This is a genomic window from Mycoplasma sp. E35C (assembly GCF_019873825.1).
In the GTDB taxonomy this organism is placed as follows: domain Bacteria; phylum Bacillota_I; class Bacilli_A; order Mycoplasmatales; family Mycoplasmoidaceae; genus Mycoplasmoides.
Map to the genome: position 1 here is coordinate 652,378 of NZ_CP068418.1, position 19,780 is coordinate 672,157.

The window sequence follows — 19,780 nt, forward strand, 5'->3', positions numbered from 1 at the left end:
CTCAACCACTAAAAGCTTTTTATTGCGCATAATTACATTATTAAATGTATCTAAGAAATTGATATGCTTAGATCTAAAATTATTAATGTCCTTAATGCAAAATACTGCTTGAGATTGATAAGCTTTTAACATAATAACATTAGCATTATACCATAAGATATTTTTTTCTTATGTCCTTATTTTTGTAGATATAAAGCTCTATTTGTTATTTATAAATTCCCTGTTTTCATTCATCTAGCTCTTTTTTAGTAGCTAGAATAAAGTGGTTGTCATTAATTTTATGTCACTCTGGTTGGTTGTTTTGATCATAACCATGGATGGCTGGATCATACTTATAACCAATCAAACTACCCTTCTTATTTTCAATTGAAGGCACAGCATCTAATAATGATTTTGTATAAGGGTGTAATGATTTTTTCATGATTTCTTCGGTTAATCCGATTTCTAACAATCTTCCTTTGTTCATTACAGCAATACGGTCTGAAATATATTCAACCATTCGTAAGTCGTGAGCAATAAATAAGATTGTTAGATTGAATTTTTCTTTAAGATCATTAAAGATATTAACCACCTGAGCTTGGATTGATACGTCAAGTGCTGAGATCGGTTCATCAGCAATCAATAACTTTGGACGTAAAACCACAGCGCGTGAAATTCCAATCCGTTGTTGTTGTCCACCTGAGAATTCTAGTGGGTAGCGTTTTAATACGGATTCATCTAAACCAACAGAAGCTAAAATGTTTCTTACTAAAATTCTTTTAGCATCAGTTTCACTTAATTTAGCATAAGCATCACGATCATTTTTTTGTTCGTTAAGATAAATGATTGCTTTATACAGTTCAACGTATTTATTTAATTTGTTATAAAAGTCAGTATAAATTGCTTGATAAGATTGTTTAGAATTAATGCTGATTTTTTGTTCTAATTCAACTTGGAATTTTCCATAAAAATCTTCGTTAATTTTTTCGTTATTTTGATCAAGATAATTTTCATAAACATATTTGATTACTTCTTGATCAACGTTGTATAAGAAAATTTCTTTAGCATTTTTTAGGTTAGTTAAACCTTCTGAAACAACAGTTTCAACATTAACATGCGGGTTAAGTGAGTTGGCTGGATCTTGGAAGATCATTTGAACTTTATTCACCATGAAATTTTCAATGGCTAAATAATTTTTAAGCGCTTTACCAACCTTAAAACCACGTTGCATTTTCTTGGGAACTAATTGGTTTAAGATCTTAATTTGACCAAAGCTATGAGGCACTAAACCAATGATGGCACGCCCGATTGTTGATTTTCCAGATCCTGATTCACCAACTAGACCTAAAACTTCACCTTTATAAATGTTCAGGTTCATATCAATAACAGCTTTAAATGCTTTTGAACCAACACCATAAGTGATATCAACATTTCTTAAACTGGCTAAAATTTCTTTATCCTTCGGAACATTTAGCATTGCTTCAACACCAGGGGTGTTAAAGCGCACATAACGGCGTTTAAAGAATAAAAATTTTCTTTTGGTTTCAATATATGGTTTCTGATTTTTCTTATCGATTCGTCTCATCTTCATCTAAGCCTTGAATTTATTTCATAAATTAAGAATATGTTCAGGTGGTGTGTATTTTTCTGCCCGTTCGTCTAATAGTGCTGATTTAACCCTGTGAGTGTCTGAAAGATAATAAAATTTTGGTTCTTCAACAAAATCAATACCTAAAGCATAATCATTACGCACAGCAAAAGCATCGCCAACAATATTATTTAAGTTTGATGGCACTGAACCTCTGATTGTCGCTAGTCGTTGTCCCTTATTGACATCTGGCATACTTAAAATTAACCCTCACGTGTATGGGTGTTGTGGGTATTGCAAGATTTCTTTGGCAGTTCCTTCTTCAATAATTTGACCAGCATACATGATTGAAATATAGTCACTAATTGAAGCAACAACTCCTAAGTCGTGGGTAATAAAAACAATTGATAAATTTAGTTTTTCTTGTAATTCTTTAATAATATCTAACACCAACGCTTGAACGGTAGGATCAAGCGCGGTTGTTGGTTCATCCATTACTAAAATTTTTGGTTCTAATGAAACAATCGCAGCAATCACCACCCGTTGGATCATTCCACCACTCATCTCATGTGGGTATAATTTCATCACAGCTTCTGGGTCAGAAATTTTGGTTAATTTTAAGAATTCAACAGCTCTTTTATAAGCTTCTTTTTTATTCTTAACAACCTTATTAACCAACATTCCTTCCATGATTTGTGCACCAACTTTCATCGTTGGGTTTAAGGTTGACATCGGGTTTTGAAAAACTGCTGATACCACTCGACCACGGTAGTGTGATTTTTCTCAATCACGAAAACTGAAGTTTTGAACGTTGTTATTATAAAGTTTAACTTCACCTTTATCTATAACAGCATTATCACCCGTTAAACCATAAAGTAATGAAGTAATCACGGATTTTCCAGAACCTGATTCACCAATAATCGCATGCACTTTTCCTTCATAAATTTCAATCGAAGGACCACGTAAAACAATGTTTTTTTCACCTGGTCGTGATGGGTTTAGGAATGATAATTGAATATCTTTAATTTCAGCCACAACCTTAACTTTTTCATTGTTAGCTAAAGTTTTATATCTGACATTTTTTTCAAATTCTTGTCAATTAAAGACAAAGTGACGGTTTTTAATAAAACTAAATTTATCACTAAAATAACGTTTAATTTTATAACCAATTCCTTGTTTTGTTGATTTGTTCATAATAAGTTATTATCTTTGTCTTCTTAATGAATCTTGCACTGATGCACCAATCAATTGCACGCTGGTTGTAATCAAAATTAAGAATGCAGAAGGAACGAATACATATCTTAAATATGCAGGGAAAATCTTTTGTCCATCTGAGATGATGTTACCTAGTGTTGGAATATCAGTGATTGCTAAACCAATGAATGCTAATGATGTTTCAGACAACACCACACCAGGGATGGTGAATACTAATTGCGTAATTAAGATTGGTAAAATTACAGGCACATAGTTTTTTAGTATCTTTCAGGTTGGTGTTCCTAGAATTTTTGAAGCCATCACTCATTCTGAGTGTTTAGCCCGTTTTACTTGAGCTCTGATTTGGTTGGCCATTCCAGTTCATGAAGTGAGTGATAATGCAAACACAATTACCCAAAAACTTGGTGAAATAATAATTGTTAATAAGATCAAAATAATGATGGTTGGCACGATTGAAATTACTTTGATAATAAAAGTCATAATCTTATCAAACATTTCAAACTGACCCATCATAATTCCGATTGTTAATCCAATCATAACTTCGATTACAGTAACAGCAAATGCTAATGCAATCGAATATCTTAACCCCCATCACAATCGCGCTCAATAATCTCGCCCTAAATCATCAGTTCCAAAGAAGTGATAAACACCATTACTATCAGTTGAATTGAATGTTAAATTACGATCTTCAATATTAGTCTCATTGGGATTTAAAGTGCCAAACGGAATAAAGATCGCTAAGATAATTAACAACAATAAACTCACCATTCCAAACACACCAGCAAAAGATCGTGAATAACGGTTCACGAATTCTTTGAACGGTTTAGAAACTGAATGCATATGCATATCAGTTTGGTAATTCATAATCTTACCAACGATTTTTCATGATTGGTAATTGAATGGTTGAGTGATCGGGTTTGGTATTGTTTTTTTATTAATATAAGGATCATCAACGGCTTGGTTATTAGTTCTTATTGAATTAGCAAGACGACTAAAAAATCCTTTGATTTTTAATCCAACAATACTTGTCTTATCACGCTGTTGATCTTCTTTAAATTTACTCATTATTAATTTACTTTGTAATATCTTTTATCCCTGTATTTTATTTATTAACTAGTTCTTCTTCTAATCCGTGGATCAATTAGTTCATATAAAATGTCCCTAAATGCATACGATAGCACGGTTAATAAAGCAAACATGACAATTAAGAATAAGATTACGTTGTAATCTTTAGTTTGGATTGCTTGCAATAATGTATCACCAGAACCTGGAATTAAGAAGATTTGTTCAATGAAAATACTACCAATAAATGAACCAAAGATTACGGCTGGAAAGAATGTCGCAATCGGGAACAATGAAGGTTTAAGTGCATGCTTTCATACAAACCGATTTTTTGACACCCCTTTTAGATAAGCAAACTTGGCATGAACTGAATTTAGTTCGCGGTTTAGTTCGGTGCGAATGTATTTAATATAAACAATAATACTGCTTAATGACAAAGCTAGTCCTGGTAATATGTATGTGGCAAAATTATTCTGATCAAAAACATAAGGAATTTTGGCTGCACGTCCTAAGAATACCAAGATTAGTGCGAAGATAATTGAAGGAATTGATGAGAAAATACTAACTAAAACAGTAGAAATATTATCAACTCATCCACCAGGATTTTTCCCAACTCAGATTCCTAATGGGATACCGATTAAAACCGTTAAAGCAACTGAGAAAATCCCAACCAAGAATGATTTATAAAATCGATCCCAGATAAAACTATCAATGCTTTGTTCAGGGAATAATGCTAATGAAATTCCAAAGTCACCCGAAAACAAACCTTTTAGATATCTTATGTATCGTTCAAACAACGGTAGATCTAAACCATAACGTTGTTCTACAGCCCGTCTTGATGCTTCGTCTAACCCTTGGGTTAGCGGGTTTTCACCAGGCACTGAATTGATTAAGAAAAAAGTAATCGAAATTACAATTAAACCAATTACAAAAAACTCCAAAATGATCTTAAAAAACTTCCATGAAGTTTTTAGAATTGGTGAATCGATTGCTAATAATCTTTGTAATAACGTTAATTCTTCATTCCGTTTTTTTCTAAAGATAACAGCATTATCATCAACATAATAAGTTTTGTTATCTTCTAATATGATCTTTTCCAAAATTACACCTCTCTAGTTCTTGGTAAACCTTCTCTTGGGGGTCTTGTGTAGTCATAAGCATATTGCAACGCAAAACGGTATAAACTATCAACCCCTCCAACTTTTGTTACTTCTCAGTTGGTATCAACTTCCATTAATGGCACGATGATCCCTGCATCACGAATGATTTTTTCTAACGATGCTATGAATTGATATACCAAAGTTGTTTCTCAATTTTCTTTTAGTTCTTGATCATTAAAATTACCACTAAAGAATGATGATAATCGTGATGAATAATCCAATGAACTTTCTTCGTATTTTGGTAATGCTAATTCAATAAACTTCTTTCAGAAGTTTGGTGGGGTTCTTGTATCAACATCATCACCCCGTTTAAAGATATTATCTTGATTAATGTCTAAGCGTTCTTGGGTGTCGTTGGTTAGGTTTGCAATCTGATCAACGCTTAATAAACTTGGTAATAATAAATTGAACGCTGTATGTAATCTTGAAGTTTTGATGTTTTCAATGCGCTGGCTATCACTATTGTTTTTTCATTGGTTGATGATGAAATAATCAACTAATGCATTTAAATATTTAATTGAATATCTAACGTTTTTATATTCTGGTTTGATTCCTTCAAGTTTTTGTTGAATACTACTTAAATGATTGCTGGTAAATCTATTTAAATCCTGTGCAGTTTTTTGATTAACAGCTTTTTGATAATCATCAGCATAACTAGGATCACTATTAATAATTGATTCAACCAATTTAATATCTGGATCTAATAAACTTTCACGAGAAGTTGAAGCATTTTGTTTTTTAAGAGCTTCAATAATTAAGTTAGCTAAATATTCAGTGTATGTATATGATCCAACTGGATTTTCTTTAAAACCAATATTCTTTTGAATAAAGGTATCAACACCATCTTGCTTAAAGAAAGTTAAAACACTATCTTGGGGTTGGCCACCACTAAAACGGTCATAGTTTTGATAAATAATGTCATACTGACCTTTTTCAATAAAGCTAGCAAAAATATTTTCAGGCAATGATTTTATTTCAATATTAATATATCCATTAAATGCTTTATTTAGTGCTTCTTTTAAATATGTTCCTGCTTTTTGTTGCTCATCAGTGCTGTTATTTAAGAAGTTTAAAGTAACACCTGATAAATTTTTATGATTATTCTTAAAGCGTTCTAAATAAAATTGTGCAGTATCAACATCATAAGTTAAATCATGACGTTGGGTTTTTTCAAAATTAAATCCTTTTGATAAATGCACAACGAATTCATAGTTTTGTAGCGGGAAGGTTTTATTATTCTTAGCTTTTGATTCTTGGCTTTCAAAATATAATTCTAAGTTCTTGCCATCGTATGCTTTATGTTGTCCGTATGCTGTTCAAGTATTAACAGGAAAACTAAAATCTCAACCAACAAACTTTAATGCTTCATCACGATTTAGGGCGTAATAAATTGCATTTCTTAAATCTTGATCTTGCAGATAGCTATTAGCATTAGTTTCAAGATCTAAATTAAAACCAAAAGCAATTGTTCCATAACCTTGGTTTTTGTTTAAGTATTTTTTAATCTCAGGATCAGCTCAGTATTGGTTAATACGGTTGGCTGGAATGTAGGTTTGAGAAATATAACCGTCTTCAAAAAATAATGCATTAGTATTACGGTTTTGTGAAAATAAGATTTTAATTTTATTAGAAATCGTATTTTCAGCATCAAAATAATCACGGTTTTTTTCTAAACTAATATAACCGTTTGGTCCTAATAAAATACCATTATTTTTTGGAATAATAAACGGTCCATTCGTTAAGAACTTGCTAGGTTCTGAACCATACTTATCAATCCCACCACCTTCTGTTTCAACATACCTACGATTAATTGGATATAAGCTTTGTAAGATCGTTGCAACTAAATAACTTAATGAAGGTGTTAAGTTCTCATCAAAGATTAGTGTAAATGAATTTTCATCCTTAGATAATGTTTGAATATCACCCTTTAAATCATCATTAAGTCGATTAAATTTTTGATAAGGATTAACATAAGGATTTTTAACCAATTTTACGGTAATTTCTTCTTTTTGTTCGTTCATGATCTTAAAATCTTGAACTTCTTTTTCTAGATCAAATTGCGGATTTCTTTCTAGATTATCTGCAATTAGTTTGTTACTAAAATCTAAGAACAATTGACCAGTATAAAAACCTAGTTCTGATGCTGCTTTTTTAATTGCTTCAACTTCTTTGATGTCTTCGTTATTATTTTGTGATTGATAAACTTGTTGATCTGGATCTTGAATATACATCTGCAATTGTTCGTTGTAGATGTATCTTCTTCTACCAAACGGGTTTTTGTATGTTGTATTAAATTTTGCCAAATACTCACGTTGGGCGTCAATAAATTTATCAGCAGCTCTTATGCCATATCTTCTGATTGAGTCTAATTTTTGTGATCCTGTGTTTAGATCTAGAATGTATTCTAAATAATCACGAATATCTTGTGCTGTGCTGAAATCACCATTTGACCAACGGTTTTTCTTAACATTAGTATAACCCGTGATTGCCATATAGTTATTAACATTTCTTGGGTTTCTGAATGCATAGATTGTTGAACGTTTGGTTAAATCTGAACTACTCCCAGAATCATCAGCTAACCCACCGACAATGTTGAAATTATCAATCGAATAAAATGATGAACCAATACTACCAGTTCCTTGGTTGGTTTCTAATGTCGGAAGGTTGCTAGCAATATATTTATCAAAATTTGAGGTTTCTTCATTACCTTTTATTACATTTAATAAAGCAAAATTATAGCTCTTTTTAGCACTTAATACCCGTTTTAAAGCATCATTTGGTCCTGCTTTAAGAAATGAATCTACCAACGATGGCACGATCTTATCTAATGAACTATATTTAATATAGTTCAAAGTATTAATCGGTTCAGTAACTAGTCCTAGATCATAATCAACCGGAATCGCTTTTTTATTATGAAGATCATCATGATGGCTTGATGCTTGGTGTGCACTACATGAACTCAGGATTGTTGATAACGGAAGACTACTTAATAATATTAGTTTAGTAATTTGTTTATATTTGCGACTCATTCTTTATTAATTATCCTTAAAAATCACTTAGTTATTAACGTTGAATTGATAATCGATAGTAATAATCGTTTTCTTAGTTTTTTCACCATCTGGTGTGGTTTCATTTTTATTTTCAATCTTCACAGGAGATTGCTCTGCTGCTTTAGCATTTTCAGAAATTGATTTCAGATCACCTAAATCTAATGATGCTAAGAATTGGTGGTTTTCATCAACAAAATCAATTGTGTAAGTATGTTGAGGTTTTAGTAGTGCATCACGATATTTACCCATGATTGCATAGTCAGTTAATCATGAAGTATAACCATAATCTTCAATTGATTTTTTGCTGCTTGCATCACCTTGTTTTTGTAATCAGAATAAGTTGTTAGTTCTTGCAATATTAACTTTTAAATATTTAGTTTCACCATTATGAATATCAGTAAAGCGTAAGTATTTAACGTTTTTAGCTAATTCAGTATCAATATAACCATACATTGCTAATGCATCAAGGTTTTTATTTCTAAACAATCCTGAAACATTGCGGCGTGATACGCCGTAGTTGTATAGTTGTGAAATAAAGAACGCTTCTGGACGACTGTTGATCTTATTGCCCTTAAAGTCTTTGGTGCGAATATTTTCATCAATAATCGGATTACGTTGATCATCATATAATTCAATGCCAATCTTTTGTTTTTCCCAACGATCTTTGAAATATCCATTGTTATTAGATATAAACTTACCAAAATAACTTGATGTGCGTAATTCATTAGTCATCAAGAAGTTTTTTCGGGTAATTTCATCAAAGTATTTACCAAGTGCTTTGTTGTTATATACTGCTCTTTTAGTTAATAACGCACCACGAGCATCAACGATGTCATTAACTTCTTTTTGGATTTTTTCAACTTCTTCTGAGAACTTATCGTTTTTATTTCTTTTTATTGCTTCATCTAATCTTTTTCTTACTTGATTTTCTTTTTCTTCAAGATCTTTAATATCTTGATCATACTTTTGCATTAAAACAACGATTTCTTCGTTCATTTTTGTAAAATGACTACCCAAAAGAATTCTGTTTATTGCATTAGCCATCTTAGCTTGATCAATTTTAAGGTTGTTAAGATTACTAATAATTGTTCCATCAACAATATAATCTAATCCTGTGATTGCTTCTGAAATACCATTTAGATATTCTGGACTATTTGAGAATTGTTGAGTATTAGGAGCATAAGTTATTTGGACATAGTCACGAGTTAGTGTTTCAGCAATGTTATAAACATAGTCCGTGAATTTATCGTTTAATAATGGTTCAACACGAGTATCGTTGTAATTAATTACATCATCAGAAGCAATTCCTGGTGAGAATTTACCAAACTCAACTGAACCATAAGTTATTAGTGTTCTACCGTTGGCAGTATAGTATGCGATGTTTCCAGTTAAAAGCAATAAATCATGTAAGCTGATTTTGTCTTTATAATCTTCTAATTTAAATGTAGTTACAAAACGATTAATTAAATGTTGTAAGCTGTTAATGTCAAAATAAGCATTATCTTTGTTATCAATTTTAGATAAATCTTCACGATAGAAATTGCTAAAATTTTCATCAACCATGGTAATACCATAGTCTTTTGAAAAGATGGCACGGTTTTTAACCAAGTCAGTTGCAGGTGAAAAATCTTTAACCGAAATAAACAGGTTAGAGTGTCTGAATAAGCTCATTGTATAGTTAGCAATTGCTTGATCTTTTTTAGATTTATCACTACCTGCTGATGTAATTGCTTCTCTTAATTTTTCAGTTCTTTTTAGTTTATCTAAATTTTGTGAAAGTAAGTTTTCAACACCTTCAAAATCAAATTTAGATTTAACGTATTCAACATCTCAGTTGTATGTTGAAGTTTTTTGATCATAAGTTGCTTTTGAATAATCAATTGAACCAAACTCTAATAATTCCGCAATATTTTTAGCTTTATATGTTTGACGATTTTTTCCAGTTTGGCTATTATTTACCCGTCCTCTTTTATCTTTTTTAACAACGCTAAGCAATACTGCATCAGATGCTTTTAAAGATGTTGAAAACGGATTGATGAAGACTCTTACTGAATTATCCAGTTCTTCGGTAGTTTTATGTTTGTTATTAATTAAATCATCAATTTCAGCAATCGTTACAATTTTAGCTGTATCTTTTTCATTTATTCTTTCTTCTAAACCATAAGCAAAAATCGGTTTTAATAAATTGTTTTCTTCTGTAGCTGTTGCACTAAAGAATCCAATAGTAAAGTTTTGAGTAAATGGACCACGATAAAAACCTAAATTGTTATGAGCTGCAAAACTTCTAATTGCATCTCATCTACCATCTTTAACGTTCATTATTGAACCTAAAAAGACATTGTCATTTACATAAGGAAAGACATAACGAGTGGTGTTTTCAAACTTGTGATCGTTATCAGATTTTAAGAACGCTAAAATTTTATTAACATCAGATTTGTTTAGAATATCAGTTGATGCATCACGGTTTCCTTCAAACTTAAATTTAATAAATTCGTAATAAAACTGATACAAACTTGACATCTCACCAGTCAGATTTGGTTTTAGTGATAAATAACTAAAACCAGTTCTTTTGGTTGAGTTCCATGCGTTTTCATTTGGATCTAATTCATTAGGATTATTTCGGCTTTTAATTTTTTTAACAAGATCATTAAAATCAATAGCACGAGCAATATTATTTAGTGATACTGAAACTTCACCAGGTAAAACACTTGATGTTTTATTTCAACCATTATCAGCTAAATTTTCACGAATTGTCGCTTTAATTGAATCAGCAATTACATTCGCTTTTTGAGTTACGTATGCTAATTCTTCATCAGATAAGCTAACATTTAATGGCACCTGAATAACAGGTGAACCATCTTTGTTAAACATATTGATTTTGGTAATTTTTTTCTTATCATTAGGATCTGTTTCATAGATCTTGAATGATAAGTTACCAGCAGCATCAACGAATACTGATTTATCCAATAACGGATTACCAGCACCATCGCTTAGTTGGCTAATAATTGATTTAGGTGTAACTTCAACCCATTTATATTCTGGGTTTTTCATCTGACTTTGAACTTTGGCAAAGACTTTAGCAATTCCTGAAATACTTGGGTTTAATGTTCCTGAGTCTGCGTCAAATGAGTTGGCAAAAAATATGTCACCTAATGCAACTTTTCTTTGTTTAGCTGCTTCAACAATCCCAGCAAAATCTTGTAAGAATCGGCGTTTTTTGTTCTTTAATACATTAGCTAATGCATCGCTTGAACGATTAGTTCCTCAGATGTCTTCAATCTTTTCAGTTTCATATTTAATAACTTTGTTATTCTCGTCTAAAATTCCGAATCTGAAACGAATGAATTTACCTGTTGGCGTTGGTTGGTTGTTCGCATTTACACGCACAATTTCTAAGTTTGTGCGTGCTTCTAGATAATTAATTAATGCTTGGTAAGAATAGAACGAAGCATCGCTCGCTCCTCCTCTTGTTGATAATCCACCCACAACAACAGGGTTGTTATTATCAATTCAAGCTTGACCTTGGTCTAGGGTGTAGTGGTGTCCGTATTCATGGGTTGCTACATACTTTAAAAAGTCAGTTGGCAAACCATCAAACCCTGGCACTAATGCTGCTAAAATTATAGGTAAACCAATACGATCATTAGGTGAAAATCCTTTGTATGCACCATCTTTTAGTTCGTATTTAAATACCCCTTTTTCATTAACACTTCTTTCAATATGTGGTCCGTTAAGACTTCTTAATAAGTGTGGATATTTCTTGGTTACTTTTTTAATTAAACCACTATAAACTTCACTATAAATTTGATAGTTTCTACTATCAAGTCCTTTTAAAACATTACCATCAAGGTCTTTTAAAGAATTATCTTCTTGGGTATAGAATAATGTGATCGGATTAATCGCACCAGCATAACCAATCGCTTGTGTGAATTCATCAAATCCTTCTGGTGAATAATCGTTTGCTTTGTTGGCCACAAATGACAACGACGTAGTTTTTGAAGAATCAGATGGATCAGTTAATTTAACTTCTAAGGTGTATTGTTGTTCATCATTATTTGCAGTAACGATGAAATCGTTAATCTTGTATTTTTTAACTAGCTGTTTTTGTTCTTCGTATTTTTTAAGCTTTAATTCTTTATTGTTATTGATTGCTTCAACAAATAGTTTATAAAAGTGATTTTGTTTGTTGTCATCTTCGTATCAATAAAACTCACGATTCTTATAATCATCAATGTCATAAAAATCTAAAAAGCTTCTGATGGTATTTTTAGTTGCTTCTAATAAGGTTTTGTATGAAACGAATTTTCTAGTTGTTAATTTGGTTAGATCATAAGTAGCAATTAATGTGTTTTTACTATCAGTAGCAGATTTATCTGGTTCTTTGAAATAAACATCCAACTCAGCTCCTCTGTAAGTATTTTTTTCATTAATCTTAACCTTAGTTACTTCATAAGTTTTTAGATTCTTATAATCAACATTGTCAAAATCATTAGGATACTTAGCTTTAATCGCTTCAAATTGAGCGTCAGTAATATCATCAGCTAAGAACAAACGATCATAAAAATTTTTATCACCTAAATCGACTTTAAACCTCTTATTAATTAATGCTTCTGGTCGAACAATTTCTTCATATGTTTCAACTGCTTCTTTATTTTTTAATGAAGTGGCTGTTTCTAATTGATTTAAGTATTCATCAATAATTGGCTTGGTTACTTCACCATTAAAAGTGCTATAAGTTAGTGAGTCAGTCGCATTTCCTCGACCGCCTAAACTTGAAAAGATTGGCAATGATCCAAAGAACGCATCAGGGAAGAATTTAATTTCACTTACTTCTTTATGTAATGTTGAGTGTGAACCTAATGTAATCGCATTCCCGTTTTGTTCTACCCCTGGAACTAATCTAAATGAATCTAAGGTTAATAAATCAGGACCTCATGCTACATTTGTAATAAACCAGTTACTGAATTCTAAAAATTGTTTTGGTCTTACTGCTAAAACATATTCATCAAAGAAACTAAATGATCCATACTTGATTTCTAAAACAAATGCTTCAGCATATTTTTCAAAATACTTATTAAAGAAAGTATCAAAATCATACTTAGTATCAGGATCATCTAAGAAATAAAACTCAGTAGCATCATCTGAAATCTTAGCTGTTTCAGTTGCTTTGGTTCCATTTAAGATTGCTAATTTTGGTGTTAAATTATTATTAGCATCATAAATCTTAGAATAATCATTATCAAATAAGTCCTTATTGGCTTTTGAGAGCGGACCTAGTTTTTCGTCAGAGTTTTCAGCATACCCAACGATAGCTCCAATCAAAGCACCTGATCCGATAGCTAAAACACCAAGCGCTAATAACGTCTTGAATGTTAACGACCTTGATTTAAGTGATCATTTTCTTGACATGGATGTATTTGTTTCCTTTTATTTTGCAGTTTTGTAATTGATGATAAAAAAATAGTGATTGCTTTTTAAGCAATCACTACTATCTTATTTTTATTAACGAATTCATGGTTGCTTACTTTAATTTATGTATTGTTTTTTAATAACTAAGCAACCTTATAACTTTATCTATTAGTTTGTTATTTTCTTCAATTGCCTAGCAGTTTTCTTATCGGGATCCATAGTATTATCAATAGAAAATCTAGAAGAATCATTATTGTTCTTCTTATTTAATCTATCAATAATCTTGGCACTAGCTTTGTGCAATTGAATGTTGTTTAACATAATTACGCCTTTATTATATCACAAACTATAAAAAATCTTAATGTTGTGTTGCTGGGGTGTAAATATAGCCATAATCACGCAATGGAATCACTAAACTACCATCACGTTCACCCTTAGAAATACTTTCATATCATTCAGTGCCTTTGTAATTAAAAACACCATAAGGAGCCACTGAATAATAGAAATTTGCAGCTGGTTGGATTAATCTGGTTAGTCTTCTTCAATTAATAAAACCAATTAATCCAGCCCTGAAAATTCTGGCATTGTCACTGTCAAAATCACTCAAGAATCGTGCAGCCACATCACCAATATGAGATTGCACCATATGATTAACATACGGCACACCAGATCAAACACTATGATTAATCACCTTAGCCTTACCCACCTTAAAGTTTTTTACATAATGCTTAATACTTGGATCATCTAAGGCTTGAATATTTAAACCATTAACATCTAAGAATGTTAATCCACTAACAGAAGTAAATTGTTGGACTTGAGCAGCTAGATCACTTCTTCCGTATTGTTGGACAATTCTTTTAGCCCGTTTTTTATTAATTAAAACAGGTTCTAAAAGTTCAAAGTATTGATCATTACGATTAAAAATAATCGTATTTGGTGTAATCGAATTAAGATAATAAGGACCTAAGAAATAAGTATTAGCTAATACTGCTTGATTAGGATTAGTCTTACGGTTACTATACCCACCAAAAATATTGGTTATATCTGTTCTTGTAATATCGACCTTGTTGTTATTATTTAATACGATCTTACCTTGGGTTTGGTTATTGCCATCTTTTTGGGTTGATAATCTTAAATTTTTAATACTATTAGCTAAATGTGGTTTTGGTCTAAACGCACCATTGTTAGATATAAAAATTAACAGGTTGAAATATGGATGTTTTAAATAAAGATTCAGTTTAGCATCATCTTTTTGTCTAAAATCACCAATATCATAATTCGGGTTATTGATTTCTTGATGATCAATACCAACGGTTTTATCAAGATCGATGTTAGCTTGAACTAAATATGTGCTGTTGGGATTGATGCCAATTCTACTTGATAAATCATAGATTTCAATACCGCGTTCTCAGTCTTTTGAAGATAAGTTTCATAATCCTTCACCATTAGCATTCTTTCATTTAAAGTTGGTGTCGATATCAAATTCATATCTAGTGGCATTAAAAACAGCATAATTTAATTTTGGTTCAGATATATCAATATTTTCATAAGGATATAGCACTTGCTTTTCTTGTTCGCTCAATGCATTAACATCTTGGTCTTTTCTTAATAAAACACTTAATAGTTTGTTATCTTTATCATACAAACTAATCTTTTTAGCCAACTCTAAGGTGATAACTTGTTCAGAGTTTGATGTTGTAGTTTCTTGACCTTTATATTGAATTGTTGTCAATCCAGATAGGGTGGTATCAAACCCAAATTCATTAACCGTAAATAGTTGTTCGTTTAGTGGTGCTCATCGCCCTTCACTAACAAAAGGATTGAACGTAATTGAAGTTGTTAGGGTTGATTCATTATCTGGAGCAATCATGTCTCTGAATTGTAATGAAGGCACATAACCCCAATTATCTTTTAATAAAAAACGGTTGGTTTCTTCTCTTCCAATTGAATAGGTTGGTAAGATCATCATTCTTGAATCTAAGAAATCAATAATAAATTTAGAACGTTCTTCTGATGGAATTTGATCTGTTGATAAGAACTGTCAATTAGTAAGCATCAATCCAAAGTTGTTATTATTAAAATCAAAAATATCTTTATTATCTTGCTTAGCATTAACAAAATCACCATCAAAGTTTTTAAAAACTTTTTGATCTAATAAAAACTGAATTAAATCATTGGCAACATCAACAAAATATTGACCTTTAGCTTGAATGTATTGTTCTTGGTTTTTATGAATTAAAGTTAAGAAATCATATAATGGTTTGATCGAATTATTAAAATATTGCGTTCAAAAATATACTTCTAAATAAGGAGCAATATGTTGATAAGTAGTAGCTCAGCGCAATGATCCTAATGTTGAATTGCCATCTGGGTTTCAGTCCGTATTTGAAATATTGGCTGATGTGGGATTGTTAAAACTAAATCTAATTTTGTTTTGTGACAAGCTTTTTAGCGCTAATGCTAGATTGTTTCAATAATCATTTTGCGAAGTCACATATGAAGCATCAATTGATTTATAGTTGGCAATAAACGGATGATCAGCACTAGCACCAAATGAATCTAATGCTTGCATCCAAGTATCATAATTAACAGTTAAATCTTTTAATCCTGATGCGTCTTTGATATTAAAGCTTTTTGTTATATCAACGAACGGAGAAACCACACCTTTATCATTAACTCCACAGGATGAAGCCACCACACCCCCGATTATGGAAAATAATGAAAAAAATTTAATTGATTTTTTTAACAGTTTCTTATTCGACATTCTTATATATAAAATACTATGGTTATAATTTTAACCAAAAAGTTATACTTTTTGTTAATTTAAGCATGTTTAAAGCTAAAAATCAATAATTTTAAATACAAATAAAAAACCTGCATTGTATTAATGCAGGTTATTATAACCATGTTTTGAATATTTTAATTAGCTTTGAACTTGTTGTTTTCTGATTGCTTCTTTGTGATCAGAAATACGTTTTTTGATTGTTTTAAGCATTGCATCTTTTGATTGAGTTCCCAATATTGGTCTTGCTATTGAAAAGATGCTAGAGTTTATTGCTGATATTAATCTTGATGTGAATTCATCTTCATAATAGAAAGTGATTGAATTTTTCTTATTATCTTTCTTGAATTCTTTTTTGTAATTCAATCAGTCATCTAATGTTGCTAGCGCACCTTTATTTAAGTATAGTTGTGATCATTCTGGACTATTAACACCTTCTCAGAATTTCTTTTGTGTAATAATATCTTTATTAACTTTATCTTCTTGTTCTTTAATTCTCTTATCTAGTTCATCTCTCTTCTTATCTGTTAGTGCGTCTTTGGTTGTTAAAGTATAAGAAGAAATGCTGTTTAAGATTTCTAATGGTGTTTTGTTATTATAAGGACTGTTTGGAAGATTGATTTTAGTTTTGCCATCTAATAATCATTCTAAGAACTTAATAGTTTGTTTATCACGAGCTTCATCAGTTTTAATAGCCACTAATGAAGATCCACCAATCAAGAAAGTGTTGTTATCTTTTTGTGTTTTATCAAATTTTGTTAATTGGTTTTTTCAAAGAACTTGATCAGCAAAAGCAAAATTTTGACTAGCTTCTTCTACGTCTTTTTGAGTCAATTTAGATTTTGGATTTTTTCTAAATGTTTTTAATACGAACGGAGAAATCACTGATTGGTTTCAACCAACGTGCGGTCCAAATCCGAATGCTGTATCAAACGTTCTAATATCTCATGATGTTCAGTCAGTAGTTCCACCGTTAGCAACATATCATGAATATAGTTTAGGTGATATTTTTTTACCTTTGATTTCTTTGTCATAAATTTTGAAAGTTCCAAAATTATTCTTAAAGACATCATAAGCATCACCAATCTTTTTGATCGTATCTTCTTTTTTAATGTTGCTGTAATCTGGTTTGAACTTATCAGCTTTATCATTATTTGTTCATAATCAACTAGAATCGGTGTTTCCTAACTTACTTCATAAATATTTATTAATAATGTTAAGCCCGTCAGTCATGAAGATTTTTAAGTCTCTTGTAGGGATTGAAGTTGATGGATTTGCTTTTAATTTTAACGAAGAAATCATCTTTTTAGAAAACTCTAAAACTGATTCTAGATTTGAAAATGTTTCATCATTTACAACGTATTTATCAAATGCTTTTGGATTTTTTAATTCCAGATCATGTCACTTTTTAGTTGCAGGAATTTTCTTCATAAAATCATCAATTTTCAATTCCTTATAAATCTGAGAATCTTTATTAACTGTACCACCACCTTTTTCAACAAAATCAAATAATAAATTCATTACTGGTTTGTTGAATACAAAACTATCAAGAGTGGTTAAATCAAATGGAATTGCTAAGATCTTATCTTTATCAGCACCTGATCCACCTTTGGTGTAATATTTGATAATTTCTTCATCAAAATTATCTTTATTAAGAATTTTGCTTTGTCCAAAATCTAATAATCTGTTTAGTTTATCTATTTGATATCCTGAATTTAAATTAGCAAGAATAATGTTTGGAATATCAGGATTGTTTTCTTGGATAGCTTTAGTAACATTTCTTGTTAATGTTGTTTCAGAACGAGCTTTTGATTGGTCTGATTTTTGTAAGATTACTTCAAAATAACCTTTTTCATCTTTGTGTTCTTTATTGTATTCGTCAACCAATACTGACATCGCATGCATTAATGGATAAAAGTCATTCTGTGATGTTTGAAAAATAACTTTGTTGTCATATTTTGATGGTTGTTTAGGTTGTGGTGGTTCAGCTTGCGGAGGCGGAGCATCGTTTTGATCATCTTTAGTTTTACTTAAATTCGGATCTTGTTGCACTTCACTACCTGGATTTGGTTGTTGACTAGTTTCACCAGTTCCTGGTGATTGTGGAGTGGTTGGACTTGGTTGATTTGGATTATTTGAACCTTTTCCGCTATCACTACCTCCTGTTGTCGAAGATGGCGTACATGAAGCAGAAATCAAACCAGCCACGGTTAATCCTAACATTGTACTAATAAACTTCTTTTTTAATTTGATGCTCATTTTAAGCTTTATTTACCTTAGTTATATTTAATAAATTTTCTGTATTCTTATAGAGATTGTTTCTAGAATAAAACAACTTATTTATAGAACAATAAATTAATAGTTAATTTAAGTAGTCAAAAAAACAATATTACTAGTTACAACCAGTTTTAATCAAAACTAAAGTAAAAAACAACAATAATAAAAAAATAGGATTATTATTAGCTCTATAAATTCATTTGAACTAAGAAATAAAACAAAAGCACCAACCAATAGTGGTTGATGCTTTTTTTAATTTAAAAAAGTGCTTATTTAGCTGCTTCTTCTGGTTTAGCTTCAGTTGCTGGTTTTGCTTCTTTAGCTTTTTCTTCTTCAGTCTTTGGACGTTTAAAACCTGAACGATCACGATTAACAACTGTTCTTGTTTCTTTTTTAACAAGTTGTGGAATGTCAATTTCTTCGTCTGGTTTGTAAGCAAACTTAGCAGGTTGACCATTAGCAATCGCAATTGCGTCACCTAATAAGTTTAATAATAATGTAACAGATCTGATATTGTAGTTGTTAGCTGGAATTGCTAAGTTAATTAAGTTTGGATCTGAGTTAGTGTTACATAAAGCAATAACTGGAATTCTTAATTTTCTTGCTTCTGTTACAGCATTTTTTTCTTTAACTGGATCATCAATTACTAAAACATGAGGTAATCCTTGCATATCTTTAATACCACCAAAGAATTTCTCAAGTTTAGCTAATTTCTTCATGATTTTGATTTGTTCTTTTTTAGTGTATTTAGTTAAATCATTATCACGAGTATCAATTAATTTCTTTAATTGCTTAATTGAGTTACTAATTGTTTTGAAGTTAGTTAAAGTTCCACCTAATCATCTTTGGTTGATGAAGTAAGTGTTAGTTCTTTGAGCAATTGATTGAATTAATTCTTGAACAGCTTTAGATTTAGTTCCTACAAATAAGATGTTCTTTTTAGCCTTAGCAGCTTCTGTTAAGTAATTGAACGCTTCATGTAATCTTTGATTTAAAATATCTGAATTAATTAAATCAAATTGAGCGTTGAATTGCGCCATATTTCTAGGAATAATATAAGGCTTCATTTTAGGGTTTCATTTACGTTTTGCCACCCCGTTAAAAGCACCTACATCTAAAAGCTTAGTGTGAGTTACTAAAGCTTTTTCAGTTGAATTTGCAGGCACAGCTTCTTCAGTTGAAACTTGTGCAGGTGATTCTTCTGCTTTTACAGCACTTGCTGATTCAACGTTAATATCTTCAAATAAAAACATTTAAA

Annotated in this window: 10 protein-coding genes; all 10 read right to left on the minus strand. The window is 30.9% G+C overall.

From position 1 onward, the window contains the following. Positions 1 to 205: 205 nt before the first annotated feature. Positions 206 to 1,456, minus strand: coding sequence for an ABC transporter ATP-binding protein (locus JJE79_RS02740; RefSeq protein WP_370630559.1), 1,251 nt, complete (start codon positions 1,454 to 1,456; stop codon positions 206 to 208). A 114-nt stretch (positions 1,457 to 1,570) separates the two neighbouring features. After that, the gene (locus tag JJE79_RS02745) at positions 1,571 to 2,761 is read right to left on the minus strand and encodes an ABC transporter ATP-binding protein (protein ID WP_222926100.1); all 1,191 of its coding nucleotides are present in this window, start codon (positions 2,759 to 2,761) and stop codon (positions 1,571 to 1,573) included. 9 nt (positions 2,762 to 2,770) lie between these two features. After that, positions 2,771 to 3,847 (minus strand): ABC transporter permease, encoded by a 1,077-nt coding sequence (locus JJE79_RS02750; RefSeq protein WP_222926101.1) that lies wholly within the window; start codon positions 3,845 to 3,847, stop codon positions 2,771 to 2,773. Between the two features lie 44 nt (positions 3,848 to 3,891). Then, the gene (locus JJE79_RS02755) at positions 3,892 to 4,944 is read right to left on the minus strand and encodes an ABC transporter permease (protein ID WP_370630550.1); all 1,053 of its coding nucleotides are present in this window, start codon (positions 4,942 to 4,944) and stop codon (positions 3,892 to 3,894) included. Positions 4,945 to 4,946: 2 nt separating this feature from the next. Beyond that, on the minus strand, positions 4,947 to 8,033 hold the full coding sequence (locus JJE79_RS02760) for an ABC transporter substrate-binding protein (RefSeq protein ID WP_222926102.1): 3,087 nt from the start codon (positions 8,031 to 8,033) through the stop codon (positions 4,947 to 4,949). A 27-nt stretch (positions 8,034 to 8,060) separates the two neighbouring features. Beyond that, positions 8,061 to 13,463 carry a PDxFFG protein gene (locus JJE79_RS02765; RefSeq protein WP_222926103.1) on the minus strand — a complete coding sequence of 1,801 codons (5,403 nt, stop codon included), beginning with the start codon at positions 13,461 to 13,463 and terminating at the stop codon, positions 8,061 to 8,063. 168 nt (positions 13,464 to 13,631) lie between these two features. Further along, positions 13,632 to 13,784, minus strand: coding sequence for a hypothetical protein (locus JJE79_RS02770; RefSeq protein WP_222926104.1), 153 nt, complete (start codon positions 13,782 to 13,784; stop codon positions 13,632 to 13,634). 37 nt (positions 13,785 to 13,821) lie between these two features. Next, positions 13,822 to 16,227 carry an MG321/MPN456 family lipoprotein gene (locus JJE79_RS02775; protein WP_222926105.1) on the minus strand — a complete coding sequence of 802 codons (2,406 nt, stop codon included), beginning with the start codon at positions 16,225 to 16,227 and terminating at the stop codon, positions 13,822 to 13,824. A 159-nt stretch (positions 16,228 to 16,386) separates the two neighbouring features. Next, positions 16,387 to 18,504, minus strand: coding sequence for a P68 family surface lipoprotein (locus JJE79_RS02780; RefSeq protein ID WP_222926106.1), 2,118 nt, complete (start codon positions 18,502 to 18,504; stop codon positions 16,387 to 16,389). 287 nt (positions 18,505 to 18,791) lie between these two features. Continuing rightward, complete coding sequence (gene rpsB, locus JJE79_RS02785; RefSeq protein WP_222926107.1) at positions 18,792 to 19,775, minus strand: 30S ribosomal protein S2; 984 nt, start codon at positions 19,773 to 19,775, stop codon at positions 18,792 to 18,794. Positions 19,776 to 19,780 lie beyond the last annotated feature (5 nt).